Raw genomic sequence first — 17,981 nt, forward strand, 5'->3', positions numbered from 1 at the left:
TCACTTCCGGATCACTGCCGGATCACTTCGGATCGATGGTGATCTGCCGCGCGCCGAAGGTCGCCGTCATCACCAGCGGCTTGCCGACCTGCAGCACCTTGACCTCGCGCCAGCGTGCGCGCTCCAGGTCGCGATACGCCGCCATCACGCCGATGACCTTGACGTCCGCGGCCAACGTCATTTCGAGCTTCTTGCTCTCGCCGGGTCGCAGCAGAACTTCTTCGCGCTGCGCCATTTCAGCGCCGAGCGTGGCCTGGTCTTTTTCGAACAGCGAGAAGAAGTCGGCGCTCTCGAACGGTCCCGGCGACTTGAGCGCATACACGCGAACCGTGAGCGGCGACGGGCGCAGGCGCGTATCGGGATTGGCGTCGGGGCCTGCAGTCAACGTCATGGAGACCTGCGTCACCACCGGCTTGGGCGGAGGAGGTGCGCTGCAACCGGCGAGCACGAGGCCGGCGAGCAACACGCCCGATGCGGTCATGCGGCGCCGCAGGGTCGCTATGGAAAACCGACCATAGGGCAAACGGTGTGTACCAGGCGATCGCATGCTATTCCCTTCGTTGCATTGACCCGTTCATAGGCATCTTTGATTATCACCAGTCAACTCGAACAGGCAACATGCTGACCCCCGAACTCGTCGAAGCGCTGCAACTCCCGATCAACGAAGCCTCTCCTTGCGGCGACGATCTGGAGTACGACCCGGCGTTCACGGCATTGGCATCGCTGGCGCAAGGCAAGGCGGAGCAGCAGTTCGGCGACACAGTCTTCCCCGCTGTCGAACCCGACTGGCGGCAAGTAGCAGAACAGGCCGATGCAGTGTTGCGCCGTTCCAAGGACGTGCGCGCCGCGATGCTGCTGCTGCGCGCTGCTACACGACTCGACGGCATGCCGGGCTTCGCTGCGGGCCTCGGCCTGCTGACGTCGTTGCTCGACACGTACTGGGACGGCATACATCCAAAGCTCGATGCAGACGACGGCAACGACCCGACGATGCGCCTCAACGCGCTCATGCCGCTGACCGACGATGCGATGGTGCTGCGCGATCTGTACGACGCGCGAGTCGGCGTGGCGCGCGGTGTCGGAGCCATTCGCGTACGCGACATCGCGATCGCGCACAACCTGCTCGGTGCCACGGGGAGCGAGCCGACGTATTCGACGGCGCAGATTCATGGCGCACTCGAAGAGATCCATACCGAGCGGCCGGACGCCCTGAAGTCGCTGCTCGATGTGCGCGCAACGATCACGGCCTTGCACGCGCTGCTTGGCGAACGCACTGGCCGTCACGACGCCGTCGATATGGACGGCTTGCGCAGCCTGGGCAATCTGCTCCACAAGGTTGCAGCGAGTGCGGTCGGTTCGCCAGTGCAGGCTGAAGCCGACGTCGCGCCAGCAACGGAAGCCGAAACCGCCGCGTCCGGCACTGCCGCATCGCCCGCTGTAGCACGCGGCGAAATCACGACGCGGCAAGACGCGCTGCACATGCTCGACCGTGTCATCAGCTACCTCGTACAGGCCGAGCCCGGCAATCCGGCGCCGCTGCTCATCGAGCGCGCCAAGAAGCTCATCGGCGTCGACTTCTTCGAAATCATGGCCAACCTCGCGCCCAACGCGATGGACACCATCGAGACCGTCACCGGCAAGCGGCCGAGTTCCGATTAGCGCCCTTCCCTTTTCAACGACCCGCACACCATCCGCAAGGAGATTTCCATGTCCAAGAGCAGTCAGAAATTCATCGCCCGCAACCGGGCACCCCGGGTCCAGATCGAGTACGACGTGGAGCTCTATGGCGCCGAAAAGAAGGTGCAGTTGCCCTTCGTGATGGGTGTGCTGGCCGACCTGTCCGGCAAGCCGGCCGACCCGCTGGCACCGGTGGGCGATCGCAAGTTCCTGGAGTTCGACACCGACAACTTCGACACGCGCATGAAGGCCATGAAGCCACGCGCCGCGTTCTCGGTGCCCAACACGCTGACTGGCGAAGGCGACCTCAAGGTCGACATCACCTTCGAGAACATGGACGACTTTTCGCCCGCCGCCATCGCCAAGAAAGTCGACTCGCTCAAAAAACTGCTCGAAGCCCGCACGCAACTCTCGAATCTCGTCACCTACATGGATGGCAAGGGCGGCGCCGAAGACCTGCTGGCCAAGGTGCTCGAAGACCCGGCCCTGCTGGCCACGCTGGCCGCGACGAAGAAGCCTGAAGACAGTGCGCCTGCTGCCTGAACAACGCCCAACCCATCCAACGGACAACGAGGAGAAAGCACCATGGCAGAAGCACTTGAACAAGGCGCGCTGAAAGATGTCGCGTTTGCCGGCAGCGATTTTTCGTCGCTGCTGCAAAAGGAATTCAAGCCGCGCAGCGACGAGGCCAAGAGTGCCGTCGAAGCTGCCGTGCTCACACTGGCGCAACAGGCGCTGAGCAACAGCACCGTCATCGGCAAGGACGTGACCAAGTCGATCCAGGCCATGATCGCCGCGATAGACGCCAAGCTCACTGCGCAGGTCAATCAGATCCTGCACAACGACGAATTTCAGAAGCTCGAGAGTGCCTGGCGCGGCCTGCACTACATGGTGAACAACACCGAGTCGGACGAGTTCCTGAAGATCCGGGTGATGGACATTTCCAAGAAGGAACTGCACAAGAACCTGAAGAAATTCAAGGGCGCGGCCTGGGACCAGAGCCCGATGTTCAAGAAGGTCTACGAAGAGGAATACGGCCAGTTCGGCGGCGAGCCCTTCGGCGCCATCGTGGGCGACTACCACTTCGACCAGAGCCCGCCCGATGTGGAACTGCTCGGCGAAGTGGCGAAGATCGCGGCGTCGGCGCACGCACCCTTCATTACCGGCGCCAGTTCGAACCTCCTGCAGATGGAGTCGTGGCAGGAGCTCGCGAACCCGCGCGACCTCACCAAGATTTTCGGCACGCCCGAGTACGCCGGCTGGCGCTCGCTGCGCGACTCCGACGACTCCAAGTACCTTGGCCTGTGCATGCCGCGCTTCCTCGCGCGCACGCCGTATGGTGCCAAGACCAATCCGATCGAGGAGTTCGACTTCGAGGAAGACGTTGCCGGCGCCGATCACAACAAGTACGCATGGGCCAATGCGGCTTATGCGATGGCGACCAACATCAATCGTTCGTACAAGCTCTATGGCTGGGGCTCGCGCATTCGCGGCATCGAATCGGGCGGCGCGGTCGAGAACCTGCCGCTCCACACTTTTCCGAGCGACGACGGCGGCGTCGACCAGAAGTGCCCGACAGAAATCGCCATCGGCGACCGGCGCGAGGCCGAATTGTCGAAGGCCGGCTTGCTGTCCCTCATCCACCGCAAGAACTCGGACTTTGCCGCGTTCATCGGTGCGCAGTCTTTGCACAAGCCTGCGGAGTACGACGACCCGGATGCGACCGCCAACGCCAACCTGGCCGCGCGCCTGCCTTACCTGTTTGCCTGCAACCGCTTTGCGCACTACCTGAAATGCATCGTGCGCGACAAGGTCGGCAGCTTCAAGGAGAAGTCGGACATGGAGCGCTGGCTCAACAAATGGATCATGAACTACGTGGATGGCGACCCGGCCAACTCCTCGGAAGAAACCAAGTCGCAAAAGCCCCTGGCCGCGGCCGAGGTGGTGGTCGAAGAGATCGAAGGCAATCCGGGTTACTACAGCTCCAAGTTCTTCTTGCGGCCGCATTACCAGCTCGAAGGACTCACCGTTTCATTGCGCCTGGTCTCCAAGCTGCCCTCCGCCAAAGGGGCCAAATAAATTTGCCACGCGTCTTTGAATTCAGGGACTTGAAGTCGTTATCCCTGTAGCTGCGTCGGCACGGAAGTCGATCTGTTTCTCACAACACAACTGAAAGGTGACCATCATGGCTGTAGACATGTTTATCAAGATCGAAGGCGTTGAAGGCGAGTCGTCCGACGACAAGCACAAGAAGGAAATCGATGTGCTGTCATGGAGCTGGGGCGCCAGCCAGTCGGGTACCAGCCACATGGGCGGCGGCGGCGGCAGCGGCAAGGTTTCCGTTCAAGACTTTTCCTTTACCAAGTACATCGACGCAAGTTCCCACGCGCTGCTGCTGGCGTGCTGCAACGGCGAGCACATCAAGGAGGCGGTGTTTGTGGTGCGCAAGGCCGGCAAAGAACCGCTCGAGTACATCAAGCTCACATTGAGCAACCTGATCGTCGCCAATGTCGCCACCGGCGGCAGCGGTGGCGAGGACCGCCTCACCGAAAACATCTCGCTGAACTTTTCGAAATTCAAGTTCGAATACGTTCCGCAAAAAGCCGACGGCACGGGCGATGCCGCCAAAACGGCGGGCTGGGACATCGCGGCGAACAAGAAAGTTTGAGTCGCAGAGGTTCAAGTCGCGAAGCCGCCCCGCATTGAGGAAGACGCCATGGCAACACTGAATCAGAAGATCTTGCAGTGGGCCAGCGGCCACGTCGGCAAGAGCGTGGGGGCCGGCGAATGCTGGGACCTCGCGGAAAGCGCATTGACGAAGGCAGGGGCCGGCGCTTCGTCGGATTTCGGCGGGCCCACGGACAGCGATGCCGACTACGTGTGGGGTGACGAGGTCGATCTGAAAGACGTGCTGCCCGGTGACGTGCTCCAGTACCGCGACTACGAGATGACGAAGACGACCACCACCACCGTTACCTTCGCGGACGGACTGGAGTCCGAAGACGCGGTCGAGACGACGATCGGGCATCCGCACCACACGTCGATCGTGAGCAAGGACACTGGCGCCGGTGAATTGACCGTTCTCGAACAGAACGACAAGGGCCACCACGAAAAAGTGAAGGCCAGCGTGATCCGCTGGAAGGATGCGCCGGTCAAAGAGACGAGCACCCGGAAGTCGATGAAGCGATCCGATAACGGCAAGATGGAACTGGCGACGGTGAAGGTGACAGTGGACGTGAGCGTCACCGGCACGCTCACGGCCTACCGCCCCAAGGCGCCTTGATGCGACACGCCACCAGGACCTGTCGCAACGCGGCAGCGTGGCGGTGACCGCCGCCCTCTGGAGAGTCGCCCCGGGCACGGGCCTCAGCTTGCGTCGGGCTGGTCCGCAACGGCCGGCATGCGGCGCGTGTCTTCGTCGTCCTCACGTAACCAGACGGCCAGGGCCGTGTAGTTGTCGTGCCCCGGTTTGGCGCGCACCTTGATCTGCTGGTCGAGCAACTCGACCCACTGGCTCGGGTTGCGCGAGGCCTGCAGCGTCTCGAGCAGGCACTCGTCGCCGAGCGGCTCCCACACGCCGTCACTGCACATCAGCAGCACGTCGCCGGGCGCCAGCGGCATCGACGCGGACACGCTGATCTCCGGCGCCTCGTCGACCGAGCCGAGCGCCGACAACAGCATGTTGCGTTGTGGATGCAGCCGCGCGCCCTCTTCGTCGATCATGCCGCCGGCCACCATCTGCTGCACCAGGCTGTGATCGGTGGTGCGCGCCACCAATGCGCCCGCGCGAAACAGATACGCCCGGCTGTCGCCGCTGTGCGCCCAGGCCAGTTGATCGTCGTGCAGGTCGATGACCGCGAGCACCACGGTCGAGCGCATCGCCGCCAGCTTGCCGCCCTCGGCCTGGCGCGCGACGACGTCGAGGTTGGCGCGCTCCAGCAGCGCGCGCAATGCGTCGCTGCCGATCGATGGTGCCGCAGCGAAGCCGCCGAGCACGCTGCTGCGCGTGGTGGCGGCCGCGACGTCACCACCGCCATGGCCGCCCGCACCGTCGGCCACGAGGCACGCGACGAAGCGATCGTCGTGCCAATGCCCGTGCACGTCTTCGTTGTAGGGACGCCCGCCCTGTTTGGACAGCGTGACGATTTCGATTTCCAAACCGGATTCCTCTTGTCGTGGATTTGCTCTGAATTTATACGGTGGCCCGGAGCCGCGCCATCTGCGCTTCGTAGGCTTCCAGAAATGCCTTGCCGAACAGGCTGTGAAAGTCGTCTTCGGCCTCGGCCGCGATGCCGCCGTACAGCGCGACGAACTGGTCCCACAGCTTGGCCTTGCGGTTCGCAGCGAAGAGGCTGTCGAGCGCCGATTTGGCCGCGATCTTCTTTTCCAGTTCTTCCGGCGTGAAGCGACCGATGACATGCGCCAGGGCTGCCCGCATACCGACCATCACGCCGAACTGATGCGCGCGCAGGTCGTCGAACGCATCGCGCATGGCGACCTCCGGTGGCATGAATCCGCGCACGCCGTCACCCAGCAAATGCGCCAGCGCGACCTCGACCGTCGGTGAAAACTTGAGCGGATTGTTGGCCTGCGACGCGATCATCGTGACCTCGGCCCGCACTTCGCGCTTGAGCTCCTGGCGCGCCAACAGCAGTTGCAGCGTGCCTTCGGTCGCGCTGCGCAGGATGATGCCGATGCGCTCCATCAACTCCGGCGTGAGCGCTGGGGGCTCTTTGTGCAGACCGCCGAGGCCGCGAAGCAGCGCGGCCAACAGTTCAGCGTCGGAGGTGGCGTTGCCGACCGGCGAGCCGGTTTGGTCGTCGAACTGCGGCGCTGGTGCGTGCGGACGCGGAAGCGGACGCGCACGCTGGGGGACGGGCACCGGGGCAGGCACCACTGCCATCGGCGGCGCATAGCCGAAGTTACCGATCTGCACATGGTCGCTGCGTGCCGCCGCGGTCGGCTTCGCCTTGCCCTGCAACGCCGCGAACGGATCGGCATTGCTCGCAGTGTTGGGTTGCAGCAGCGGGTCGGCCAATGGCGACAACGCGAGCGGGTCACCGCCCAGACCGCCACCGGTACCGAACAGGTCGTCGATGCCGGCAGCCTTGCCGGCCGGCTTCAGCCCCAAGTCGGAGAAATCGTCCAGAGCGCCGGTCGATCGACCTGCGGACGAACCGGCTGACATCGCACCAGATCGAGCGCTGGAGTTCGGCCCGAGCAGGTCGGCGAACGGATCGGCACCGGCCGGGCCGCCGCGGCTCGGTCCGGATTCCAGCGGGTTGGCGAACAGCAGCGAATCGGCGGACGGAGAGGAAGGGAACGAAGGTGCGGCTGCCCGGGCGGGCGAAGGCACAGGTGAGGACGGTGAGGTCGGTGAGGTCGGCGCACCGAGCCCGGCCAGCAGATCGGCGAACGGATCATCGTCGTGCGTCGCCACATTCGGCGCAGTGCCCAGCAGCCCCAGGTCGTCGCCGGGACTGTTCCCCGCCGAAGCCGCCAGAGCCGCCGATCCCGAAGATTGCTGCGCCTCGACCTTCAGCTCGAAGCCGCCGATCACCAGGCGATCGCCATCGGCCATCGGCACCTCGTTGCCGGCACCCAGCGACCGGCCGTTGCACAGCATCGGATTGCTGCCGCGATCGACGATGAAGAAGGCATCGCCGCGGCACACGATCTGCGCATGCACCCGCGACACGGTGCGGTCCGGGTCGTCGAGCACCAGCGTGTTGGTCGAAGCGCGCCCGATGGTGCCGCCCTCCGGCCCAAAACGCCCTTCGAGCGCGCGCCCGACGGACCCGCCTTGATGTGAAACCACAACGACTCGAATCACGAACTCACTCCTGCTGCAATCTGTGAATATCTGACCTGGAACAGCATGGTGTCACGGCGACAGCAGCAACACCAGCGCCTGACTCGGCACGGCCCTTACACCGGGGCAGTTCGTGCTGTTTTGCAGCGACACACTGGTCAGGCGCGTGGCCGGCATACCCTGAAACAACACGGTGAACGCGGCAGTCAAATGCCGGCTCGGGCCCATCACCGTGCCTGAGGCCACGCCCATCACGACGCCGGCGTTGTCGCCGTTGGTCATGGGAATGCTGGTGCCCAGGTTGTGCGCCGGCATGCCCATGATGAGGATGGTCGGGCAGTTGGGAATGGCCATCGGGCCCATCGCGATGTTCGGGTAAGGAATCGGCAACGGCGACGGCGCAGCCGGCGTCATGCAGACATCGGGAAACCCCATGTCGGTGCCCATGAGCTGGCAGTTGGCGAACATGGCCGCGCCCTCAACCGAAGTGGATCTGGCCGCCGCGCGCCTTCACCAGGTTCTGTCCGTTGAGCAGCAGATGCTGGCCTGAAATGCGCGCCAGCTGCTCGGCCTCGCATTCGACATGCGTCGCCTGCACCCGGTCGATGCCATCGGTGGTGCGCAAGTGGTTGCGGCTGAAATGGGTGACGCGCTCGAACACGGTCGACAGCACGGAGCCGACCAGCTTCACCGCGGTGCCGATCACGTGCAGGTTCTTGCCAACGAGTTCGGCATCGTCGGCTGCGACACTGGCCTTGGCTGCGCGCAATGAAAAGACCTCGCTTTCAAGCGCGAGATGCGGCGCGGCCAAAGTCAGCGCGCCGCCGTCGACCGCGATGCGCGTCGGCCCGTGGCAGCGCAGCACGTTGGCCGTGCCCTCTTCACGTTGCAGCACAGCGAGCACCCAGACTTCGTCGGGTGCTACCAGCAGGCAGGCCACGGTATCGCCTATCGCCGGCTCGAGCAGGCAACTCGCAGCGCGTCGGCCGCGTGCTTGCAGGTTGCCGCTGCTCACCGAAATTCCGTTCACGTCAGCGACGGTAATGACGCCGACACAACTCTGCGCAGGCGTCGGCGCAGCGTGGCGCACGGCAGTTCGACGGCGCGGTTTCAAAACGACAGTGGCAGTCATAGGTATCTCCGGAAAGAGCACAAAGGTGGCGTCAGGCGCTTGCAGTCCAGCGCTCGGCACGCGCCAGTTCAGGGTCGGTTTCGAGCGCGCGGCTGCGGTCGGTCATCTGAGCTTCGTCGGTCCGTGCGCCGTGCAACGTCGCGCGAAACATCGTCGCCTGCCGCAAGTCGGCGCGACTGAGGTCGGCATGGCGAAAGTCGGCGTAGGTGAGTTCGGCACCGGCGAGGCTCGCATCGACCAGGTTCGCGTTGGCGAAGTGGCATTGGTAGAGGTCGGCGCCATCGAAGCGCGCCGACGGAAACTGCCCAGCCGTGAAGAGCGCCTGCCGCAGCTTGGCGTTGGAGAAATCGACGCCCTCGCCCTGCGCGCCGCAAAAGAGCGCATGCGGCCCGACCGCGTGGTTGAAGTTAGCGCCGTCCAGCACCGACCCCTGAAAGTTGCATTGCTTCAGCGAGACACCGGCAAAGTCGGCACCTGTCAGATCGGCGAATGAAAACTGGCAACCGTCGAGCACCAGACCCGCGAAGGACTTGCCGATCAGCGCGGTCTTGGTGAACACGGCACGCGTCATGCGCGCACCCGCCCATGTGAGCTGCGCCAGGTCGCATTGCAGCACGCAGGTGTGCTTCCACTCGCTGTCGTCGGCGTTCACGTCGATGAGCGAACAGTCGGTGATCACGGCGGATTCGAGCGTGGCGCCGGCCAGGCTGGCGTGGTCGAGCCGGCAACGCGAGAACGTCGCCATGCCGAGCCATGCCGCAGCGAATTGCGCATGCGTCAACGTGCACTCGCTGAAGGTCGCGCCGTGCAGATGCGCATTGCGAAAATCGGCGTGCGCCAGCTCGCACTGGTTGAAGACGGCGCGCCGCAGATTGGCGCCGTTGAACATCGCGCCTTGCAGCTTGCAGCGGTCGAACACGCTTTCACGTGCGTCGGCTTCACGCCAGTCGCATTCGTCGAGCTGCGCCTGCGTGAACACACCACCGCCGATGGAGATCTTCGCGAACTGACCTTTGCGCAGGTCGAGACCGTCGATGGTCTCGCCCATGCTGACCGCCAGCGAAAGATGCTCGGCTTTCACAGTGGATGCGCGGCCGCGTGCCGTGCCTGTTGTTCGGCCGTGAGACGCGGCCAGCTGCGCACGCGCTCGAGCAATGCGCCGTCGAAGCGGACATCGGCATCGAGTCGGGCGCGCGAGATGTCGGCTCCAAAGAGGTTGGCGTCGCGCAGGTCAGCGCCGCGCAGGTCGGCGTGCTGCAGCATCGCGTCCTTGAAATTGACGCCCGCCAGGCGAGCGCGTGTGAACACGGCCTTGCGCAGCAACGCGCCCTCGGCGCTGGCCAGCCGCGCGTCGCAGCCGGAGAGGCGGGCCGAGCCGAAGTTGGCGCCGGCCAGCCGGGCCTTGACCAGTGACGCATCTCGCAGGTCGACCTCGCCGAAGTTGGCTGCGAGCAGGCTGGCATGCGACAGGTCGGCGCCGACCAGCGAGCAGTCTTTGGTGAACACCGCGCCGTCGAGTTGCGCGCCCGCCAGCCGCACACCATCGAGGCGGCAACTGACGAAGCTCGCGCCCGGCAACCGCGCACCACGAAGGTCCACGCCGCTGAGGTTGCACTCGACGAGGGTCGCGCCCGCCAGGTTGGCTTCGCCGGCCTGCAGCCCCTGCATGTCGAGCTTGTAGAACAGATTGCCCGCGGCTTCGACGCCGGTCCAGTCGGCGTGGCCCCACGACGTGTTCAGCAGGTTGGCGTTGACGATGACGGCCCGGCGCAAGTGCGTGTCGGCCAGCGCGCAATGCATCAACACGGCACCTGCCAGTTGCGCCTGGTCGAGTACCGCGCCGGCCAAGCGCGCGCGGCCCAGGTTGGCGTAGCTGAAGTCGGTGCCGACCGCCAGCATGCGCTGCAGATCGGCATGCGCCAGCACCGCCCGCGTGAAGTTGGCGCCCGACACATTGGCGCCTTGCAGGTTCGCGCTCTCCAACCACGCATCGGTGAAGTCGACATTTCGCAGATCGAGGGTCGACAGGTCTGCTCCCGTCAGGTCGATGCCCGGAAAACTCCGCAGCCCGCGCGCCAGCATCCACTGCATCAACCCGCGACCGCGTGCCGCCACTTCGCCCTGCTGCGGATACGCGGGCGGCTGCAGATGCGCCGCCTGCAGGTAGCCGAGTCGCTCGGCGCCTTCGCGCTGCGCCAGCTTCTGCGCCACCGGCCGCCGGTCGAACACCAGGCCCGCCGCACGCTGTGCGTCGAGTTCCGCCAGATGCGCTTCCGCGTTGTAGTCGGGCGGTCCGCGGTGCACCAGCTTTGCCATGTCGATCTTGCCGGCCTCTTCGAGATCGAGCACGCGCTGAAGCTGGTCGGCCATGTCGCTGATCGCGGCCCACTGCTGCGCCTGGGCTTCTTCCTGCTTCGCCTTGAGATAGGCCGGCAGCTCGCCCATGCTGCGCTTGGGTTCGGGCGGCGGCAGGGTGAATGCAAGCGCGCCCGGGTCTTTGCCTTCGGCGGCCATCTTCTCGCGCGCGACGGCGATGTCCACCTCGGCACGGCGACGCTGCGCTGCGCCCTGCAAGCCTTCCATCGCAAAGGCCTGCTCGGCCTCGGCGGCTTCGGGGTCGGCGGTGTCGATGCCCTCGGGCAGCAGGTCGGCATCGTTCAGTGCTTCGAGGCCACCGTGCTTCGGGTCGGCGCGCCGGGCCAGCACGTCGACGTAGTGCGCATCGGTCTTCGGCTGGCCGATGCGCTCGACCGCGCCCAGCAATTGAAGGATGTCGGCACCGTCGTCCTCCGCGCATTCGGCCATGCCGTGGAACACCAGCACCATGCGCTCGGCATGCGGAAAGAACCAAGCCGTGGTCAGGCGCATCGGCACCTCGCGCAGCTTGGTGGCACCGCTGTCCGCATAGTTGACGAAGGTGCGCACGCGCAGGCCCGGCAACCGGCCTTCGATCCGACGCTGGACCGGGTGCAGGTTGTCGAGCGCAAACGGTTCGTCGCCGCGCAACGGCGCATCGAACCACTGGTCGCTCGGGGCCATGTTGAAGTGCTTCCAATCGAGGTCCGGCGGAAAGCCCGGCGCATGGGCCTTGAGGTAGTCGGCGTCGTAGGTGCCACGGTAGGCGAGCCGCTGCGGGTGCAAGGTTTCGAGCGGACCGTAGCCGGCCGGCACCACCTCGGACTGCGGCGACAACATGCGCGACCCCGGCAGTTCGATGTTGGGCAGCATGCGCACGCCGTTGACGGCCTGGCGGCCTTTGCCGAGCGGGTTCAACGCGTAGTCGGCACCGCCATAGGCGTTGTGCCAGCCCAGCGCGATGCGCTCGGGCGCTGCGGCCACGGCGCGCGGCCGGTCGCCATCCCACCAGCGTTCGCCGAACGCCAGCAGCGTTTTCTCGACATGCCCGACGCGCACGCGCACCGCGCAGCCCGCGGCCTCCGACGGCTGCGGATAGGCATGGCCGTGCACCAGAAACTCGGGCGTGAGCTTGGCCACGCCTTCGTCGAGCAGCGGCAGCGCCATCTCGCGCGCTACAAAATTCCAGAGCGACTGCTCGCCCCACAAACGGCCGGCGCTGCCCTGAACGAAAGGCACGTGCAGATAGTGCGTGACGCACATGCCGTAGCGTTTTCGGTATTCGATCGCGCGGCTCGAAAACCCAAGCGACATGGGCTTGCAGACCTGCATCAGCCGCCCGCCGGCGCGGAGCCGCCGCCTTTGTTGTCGGGCGGGCTCGGCGTCTTGGTCGCGGGCGGTGCAGGAGGCATCGCGGCGTCCCAGGCTTTGTCAGCCGCCTTGCCGACCGCCTCGCCTGCCTTGTCGGCCACATTCGCCACTGATGGCGCCGCACCGGGCACATACTTGCCCCCCAATTGCGAGCCGACTCCGCCGCCAGCCACAGCGCCCGCCGGCCCGCCGAGCACGCCGCCCACCACCGCACCGACGCCTGCACCGACAGCGGTGCCGAGTTGCCGCTGACGCCGGTCGGCGCTGGCGGCCAGGCTGTTGAGCTTGCCCTGGAGTTCGGGCAGCTCGGGGATTTCGCTTGCTGTCTGGCGCAGTGCCGCGGCCGCGTCGGCGTACTGCTTCATGGTCGCGGCCGAGTCGGCGACGCCCAGCACGCCCGCCACCAGGCCGCCCAGCGCGCCGACCACCGCTGCCCCGGCCGCACCACCGGCGCCGGCGCCCGGCTGAATGATCTTGACGGCGGTGCACTCGATGTCGGCCGGCGTGTTGGTGAGATCGAGCGCCGCCACGTTGTGCATCTGCAGCGCGGCGCAGTTCTCCATCTGGATGGCGAGCGCGTTGGCGATGCTCATGCCCAGAAAGTTGTTCATCTGCAGACCCATGAACGTGCTGCGCGCCATGCCCATGTTGGCTTCGCTCGACGAGCCGATGTAGCCACTCGAGTTGGAACCCATCACCGTCGTGTTGGACCCCATCGAGGTCGCATTGATGTTGCCGAAGGCCATCAGGTCCACGTCGGCCGCGGCCACCAGTTTGATGCCAGCGTTGGATGCGACCAGATGCGCACCGCTGGTGATGTCCTTGCGGCCGGCTTGCGAGGTGAACGACATGTCGCCTTTGGTGCCGACCGCCAGTGAAGCGGCAGTCACGCTGACGGCGCCCGAGGTGAGCGCCAGCGACGCCGAGAACTGCGTCATGGCGCCGGTCACGTTCAGGTTGTAGGTCTGGCCGACGATCATGTCGACCTTGCCGCCGACCTGGTTGAACTGCCCCGTCAGGCCGACGATGTTTTCCTGGTACTTGCCGATGTTGTTGTACTGCGCCAGCGTCACGTTGGTGTACTGGTCCTTGTGGACGATGTTGCGCTGGTCCTTGTCGACCTCGCGCTTTTCGAAACCGATGGTGTGCACCGTGCGGTCGTTCTCGACCCTGATGCTCTGGTCGTGCCCCACGCTGGTCGAGTCGTCGGCCTCGACCGAGGTCGACATGTTGCGCTCGGCATGGATGTTGACGAGCTCCTCGCCCTTCTTGTCCTCGAACATCAACTCGTTGTAGTTGTTGCTGTTGCCACCCGGCGTCGACCGCGTCTTGAAACCGCTTTGCGTCGGCGAGTCGTACGGGATCGGCTGCTTGTCGTTGTAGACACGGCCGACGACGATGGGCCGGTCCGGGTCGCCGTTCAGGAAGTCGACGATCACTTCCTGCCCGATGCGCGGCATGAAGTACCCGCCCCACGAAGTGCCCGCCATCGGTTGCGACACGCGCACCCAGCAGGTCGATTTCTCGTTGCTTTCGTCGTAGCGATCCCAGTGAAAGTGCACCTTGACGCGGCCGAGCTGGTCGACGTGCAGTTCATCGCCCTTGGGGCCGACCACGATGGCCGACTGCGGCCCTGGCATCGTCACGCGCGGCGTGATGCGGCGCGGCCTGAAGGGCATGTCGGCCGGCAGCACGGTGATCAAAAACGACTGGGTGCCGCGCTCCGGAATGCGCAACGCCGGATGTCCGTCGATCAACTCCTTCAGCAAGCCGGCGATGTCGTTGTTCGACGGATCTTCGGTCACCATCGCGAGCAGCACGGAGCCGATGCGGTGCGCGTTGCCATCGGTGGCGCTCATGCCTTCGTAGCCGGCATGCGTGACCACGAAGTCACAACCGCCGATCAGGTATTCGCCGTCGCTCGAACCATCGGGCGAGCCGGTGAACTTGAAGGTACGGCCAACCGCTACATCGGGCCAGCTCGTGATAGCCCAGTGCCGGTCGCGCCGCGCGATCTGTTCTTCACCGCGGATCTTCGCGGTGTTGTCGGCATCGTCGGGGGTGAAGTAGCCACCGGGAAACTCGAACTCCTCGAAGTCCGCCAACTGGTGATCGTCCGAGGTGTCGCGCTTGGCGCCGAGCCGCTTGCCGATGGCCTTGAAGTCACTGTCGCGCGTGTCGTACTTGCCGCTTTCGAAACTGCGGGCGCTGACCCAGCGGCTGATCTCTTCGAAGCGCGAGTCGTTGGCGCCGAAGCTCACGTACGGCAGCGTCTGCTTCACAGGCAACGGTTCATGAGCGATCTCGCTGGCGTCCGACAGGTGCATCGTGCCCGGCGCATCGTGTGCGTCGTACCAGTAGTAGATGCCTTCGTCTTCGAGCAGCCGCGAGATGAAGTGAAAGTCGGTTTCCATATGCTGCACGCTGTAGCGGCGCTGCAAGTGGTTGCCGATCACGTTCTGGGTCTCGACCTTCTTGAAGCGCTTGATCGGGCTGTCTTCGAGCACCGCATCCATCACCTCCAGCACCTTCTTCTCCTGCAGGATGCGGGAGTTGGTGCGCTTGGTCAGCAGCCAGAACCACGAGCGCAGCACGATGCGGTACGAGGCATAGCGACCAGCCCGTTCCGCCCGCATGAAGCGCACGGCGTGGCCCTGGCAATGACGCTGGTGCTTGCCGCCGTCGGCGTCGAAGAAATCGAGCACCACATCGAAGGCCCGGCCGAGGATGTCCTTGCCGTCGATCTGATCGTTCCTGGACAGCACCACGAGCTCGTAGATCGAAGGATTCGACAGGCTCTCATGGCCCACCAAGGTCCAGAACATCAAGTCGTCGACCGCCGGCGAATCGCTCTTGATGTGAAACAGTTCTTCGGCCATGTCGCAGATCTTTCGTGGGCTTGCCGTCGTGTTCGTCTAGTCGAACGCGTAGGTGAAGTCGGCGTCTTTCACATCGAGCGCGACGCGCTTGATCTCGCCGCCCGAGGCCAGCCGCTGCAGGTACTCGACCGAGATGGTCGGCAGCACCGTGTTGGTCAGGATGGCGTCGATGGCACGGCCGCCCGACTCCACGTCGTTGCAGCGCGCCACCACCTGCTTGACCACCGCTTCGGTGTATTCGAACGGAATGCCGTGGTTGGCCGCGACGCGCTTCTGGATACGGCCGAGTTGCAGTCGTACGATCATCGCCATCATCTCGGGCGACAGCGGGTAGTACGGAATCGTCACGATGCGGCCGAGCAGCGCGGGCGGAAAGATCTTCATCAGCGGCGCCTTGAGCGCCTCGTTCAGCGCCACCGGATCGGGCAGCAGCTCCGGGTCGCGGCACATGCTCATGACCAGCTCGCTGCCGGCGTTGGTGGTGAGCAGGATGATCGTGTTCTTGAAGTCGATCATGCGGCCCTCGCCGTCTTCCATCCAGCCCTTGTCGAAGACCTGGAAGAAGATCTCGTGCACGTCCGGGTGCGCCTTCTCGACCTCGTCGAGCAGCACCACCGAGTAAGGCCGGCGTCGCACCGCTTCCGTCAATATGCCGCCCTCGCCGTAGCCCACGTAGCCGGGCGGCGCACCCTTGAGCGTGGACACGGTGTGCGCCTCCTGGAACTCGCTCATGTTGATGGTGATGATGTTCTGCTCACCGCCGTACAGCGCCTCGGCCAGAGCAAGTGCGGTCTCCGTCTTGCCGACGCCGGAGGTGCCGCACAACATGAATACGCCGATCGGCTTGCCGGGGTTGTCGAGTCGTGCACGCGAGGTCTGGATGCGGCGCGCGATCATCTCGAGGCCATGCTTCTGGCCGATGACGCGCTTGTTCAGCGTGTCCGCCAATTCCAGCACCGCCTGCACTTCGTTTTTCACCATGCGGCCGACAGGAATGCCGGTCCAGTCGGCGACGACAGAGGCCACGGCCTGCTCGTCGACCGAAGGAAGGATGAGTGGGGACTCGCCCTGGACGGTGGCGATCCTGGCCTGCAGCTCGTGCAGTTCCGCAAGCAGCGCCGCGCGGTCGGGCGCAGTGGCTGCCTCGACGATGGACGGCGTCGCGCCCTCCACCGGCACATCGACCGCCTCACCCGCTTTGCGCAGTTGCGCGCGCAGTTCGAGCAACCGATCGATCAAGCCCTTCTCTTCCTGCCAGCGCGCGTTGAGCTTTTCAAGCTGCTCGTTCGACTCGACCAGCGACCCGCCCACCGCCGCCGCCCGCTTGGTCACATCGATGCCGATCGTCTCCTCACGTCCGATGATTTCCTGCTCGACCTTGAGTCCTTCGATGCGGCGCAAACAGTCTTCGACTTCCGGCGGCGTCGCGTGTTGACTCACGGCAACCCGCGCACAAGCCGTGTCGAGCAGGCTCACCGCCTTGTCCGGCAATTGGCGAGCCGGTATGTACCGATGCGACAGCTTCACTGCAGCCTCTATCGCTTCGTCCAGCAGCTGAACGCGATGGTGTTTTTCAAGCACGCTGGCCACGCCGCGCAGCATCAGGATGGCCTTGACCTCGTCCGGCTCCGGCACCTGCACGACCTGAAAGCGCCGCGTCAGCGCCGGGTCCTTTTCGATGTACTTCTTGTACTCGGCCCAGGTCGTCGCGCCGATGGTGCGCAGGTTGCCGCGCGCCAATGCCGGCTTCAGAAGGTTGGCTGCATCGCCCGTGCCGGCCGCGCCACCGGCACCGACCAGCGTGTGGATTTCGTCGATGAAAAGGATGATCGGCGTCGGCGAGCTTTGCACTTCATCGATGACTTGCCGCAGACGCTGTTCGAACTCGCCCTTCATGCTGGCGCCAGCCTGCAGCAAGCCGATGTCGAGGGTGAGCAGCTTCACGTCCTTGAGTTGCGGCGGCACATCGCCACGCGCGAGGCGCTGCGCGAAGCCCTCGACCACCGCCGTCTTGCCGACGCCGGCCTCGCCGGTGAGCAACGGGTTGTTCTGGCGCCGGCGCATCAGGATGTCGACGATCTGGCGGATCTCTTCGTCGCGTCCGGTGACCGGGTCGATCTCGCCCTTCTTCGCTTTTTCCGTAAGGTCGACAGCGAACTTCTTCAGCGCATCGCCCTTGCCCATCGCTGCCGGCGCCATGGCGCCGGCGTCTGCGCCCGGTGTCCCAACGCCTCCCCCTGACGCCAAGCCGGTGCCGTCTTGCGCACGCATCTGCGACTCGGGCGACGGGTCGCAAATCTTGACGAAGTTGTCGGCCAGGTCTTCGACCTTGACGCGCTCGAACTGCTTCGACAGATTGAACAGCGGGTTGCGCAGGCTCTGCGTCTTCAGCATGCCGATCAGGATGTAGCCGGTGCGCACTTGCGCCTCGCCGAACTGCAGCGTGGCGTAGGTCCAGGCGCGCTCGATCGCGTTCTCGATGTGTGGAGAGAAATCGCTGATGGCCGTAGCACCGCGCGGCAGCCGGTCGAGTGCTGCGGTCATGTCTTTCGCGATGACCGAGATGTCGAGCCCATAGTGCTGGATGACGCGATGCAGGTCGGAGTCTTGCGCCTGCAGCAACTGCGCGAACCAGTGCTCCAGCTCGACGTACGGATTCCCGCGCATCTTGCAGAACACCGTGGCGCCTTCGATGGCTTTGTAGGCCAGCGAGTTGAGCTTGCCGAACAAGGCGGTGCGGCTGATTTCACTCATT

Annotated in this window: 14 protein-coding genes; 5 read left to right on the plus strand and 9 right to left on the minus strand. The window is 65.0% G+C overall.

What is annotated here, in order from left to right; translation table 11 throughout:
- Positions 1–22: 22 nt before the first annotated feature.
- The gene (tssJ, locus tag H7F36_RS03065) at positions 23–481 is read right to left on the minus strand and encodes a type VI secretion system lipoprotein TssJ (protein WP_261802477.1); all 459 of its coding nucleotides are present in this window, start codon (positions 479–481) and stop codon (positions 23–25) included.
- 137 nt (positions 482–618) lie between these two features.
- On the opposite strand from tssJ, the gene tssA reads away from it, so the two are divergent.
- From tssA to H7F36_RS03090, 5 genes are all read left to right on the plus strand, one after another.
- Complete coding sequence (gene tssA / locus H7F36_RS03070; protein ID WP_187053286.1) at positions 619–1,659, plus strand: type VI secretion system protein TssA; 1,041 nt, start codon at positions 619–621, stop codon at positions 1,657–1,659.
- 42 nt (positions 1,660–1,701) lie between these two features.
- Entirely contained in the window at positions 1,702–2,220 is a 519-nt protein-coding gene (gene tssB, locus H7F36_RS03075) for a type VI secretion system contractile sheath small subunit (protein ID WP_222620457.1), read from the plus strand.
- Positions 2,221–2,262: 42 nt separating this feature from the next.
- On the plus strand, positions 2,263–3,756 hold the full coding sequence (tssC, locus tag H7F36_RS03080; RefSeq protein WP_187053288.1) for a type VI secretion system contractile sheath large subunit: 1,494 nt from the start codon (positions 2,263–2,265) through the stop codon (positions 3,754–3,756).
- 106 nt (positions 3,757–3,862) lie between these two features.
- Positions 3,863–4,345, plus strand: a complete 483-nt coding sequence (locus H7F36_RS03085) for an Hcp family type VI secretion system effector (RefSeq protein WP_187053289.1) — start codon at positions 3,863–3,865, stop codon at positions 4,343–4,345.
- A gap of 48 nt (positions 4,346–4,393) precedes the next feature.
- Positions 4,394–4,960 carry a hypothetical protein gene (locus H7F36_RS03090; RefSeq protein WP_187053290.1) on the plus strand — a complete coding sequence of 189 codons (567 nt, stop codon included), beginning with the start codon at positions 4,394–4,396 and terminating at the stop codon, positions 4,958–4,960.
- Between the two features lie 83 nt (positions 4,961–5,043).
- Here H7F36_RS03090 and H7F36_RS03095 read toward each other — a convergent pair whose 3' ends face one another.
- From H7F36_RS03095 to tssH, 8 genes are read right to left on the minus strand one after another with little or no spacing between them, the layout of a single operon-like run.
- The gene (locus tag H7F36_RS03095) at positions 5,044–5,835 is read right to left on the minus strand and encodes a PP2C family protein-serine/threonine phosphatase (RefSeq protein WP_187053291.1); all 792 of its coding nucleotides are present in this window, start codon (positions 5,833–5,835) and stop codon (positions 5,044–5,046) included.
- Positions 5,836–5,869: 34 nt separating this feature from the next.
- Positions 5,870–7,510, minus strand: coding sequence for a type VI secretion system-associated FHA domain protein TagH (gene tagH / locus H7F36_RS03100; RefSeq protein WP_187053292.1), 1,641 nt, complete (start codon positions 7,508–7,510; stop codon positions 5,870–5,872).
- Positions 7,511–7,561: 51 nt separating this feature from the next.
- Positions 7,562–7,957 (minus strand): DUF4150 domain-containing protein, encoded by a 396-nt coding sequence (locus tag H7F36_RS03105; protein ID WP_187053293.1) that lies wholly within the window; start codon positions 7,955–7,957, stop codon positions 7,562–7,564.
- 10 nt (positions 7,958–7,967) lie between these two features.
- A complete protein-coding gene (locus tag H7F36_RS03110; protein WP_187053294.1) occupies positions 7,968–8,621 on the minus strand; it encodes a DUF3540 domain-containing protein in 654 nt (217 codons plus the stop codon).
- 31 nt (positions 8,622–8,652) lie between these two features.
- Positions 8,653–9,669 (minus strand): pentapeptide repeat-containing protein, encoded by a 1,017-nt coding sequence (locus tag H7F36_RS03115; protein WP_261802478.1) that lies wholly within the window; start codon positions 9,667–9,669, stop codon positions 8,653–8,655.
- Positions 9,670–9,698: 29 nt separating this feature from the next.
- Positions 9,699–12,290 carry a DUF2169 domain-containing protein gene (locus H7F36_RS03120; protein WP_261802479.1) on the minus strand — a complete coding sequence of 864 codons (2,592 nt, stop codon included), beginning with the start codon at positions 12,288–12,290 and terminating at the stop codon, positions 9,699–9,701.
- Positions 12,291–12,307: 17 nt separating this feature from the next.
- On the minus strand, positions 12,308–15,226 hold the full coding sequence (locus H7F36_RS03125) for a type VI secretion system Vgr family protein (RefSeq protein ID WP_187053297.1): 2,919 nt from the start codon (positions 15,224–15,226) through the stop codon (positions 12,308–12,310).
- Positions 15,227–15,262: 36 nt separating this feature from the next.
- A complete protein-coding gene (tssH, locus tag H7F36_RS03130) occupies positions 15,263–17,980 on the minus strand; it encodes a type VI secretion system ATPase TssH (RefSeq protein ID WP_187053298.1) in 2,718 nt (905 codons plus the stop codon).
- Position 17,981: the final 1 nt, after the last annotated feature.

Origin of the sequence: Variovorax sp. PAMC28562 (assembly GCF_014303735.1) — a bacterium.
In the GTDB taxonomy this organism is placed as follows: Bacteria; Pseudomonadota; Gammaproteobacteria; order Burkholderiales; family Burkholderiaceae_C; genus Variovorax.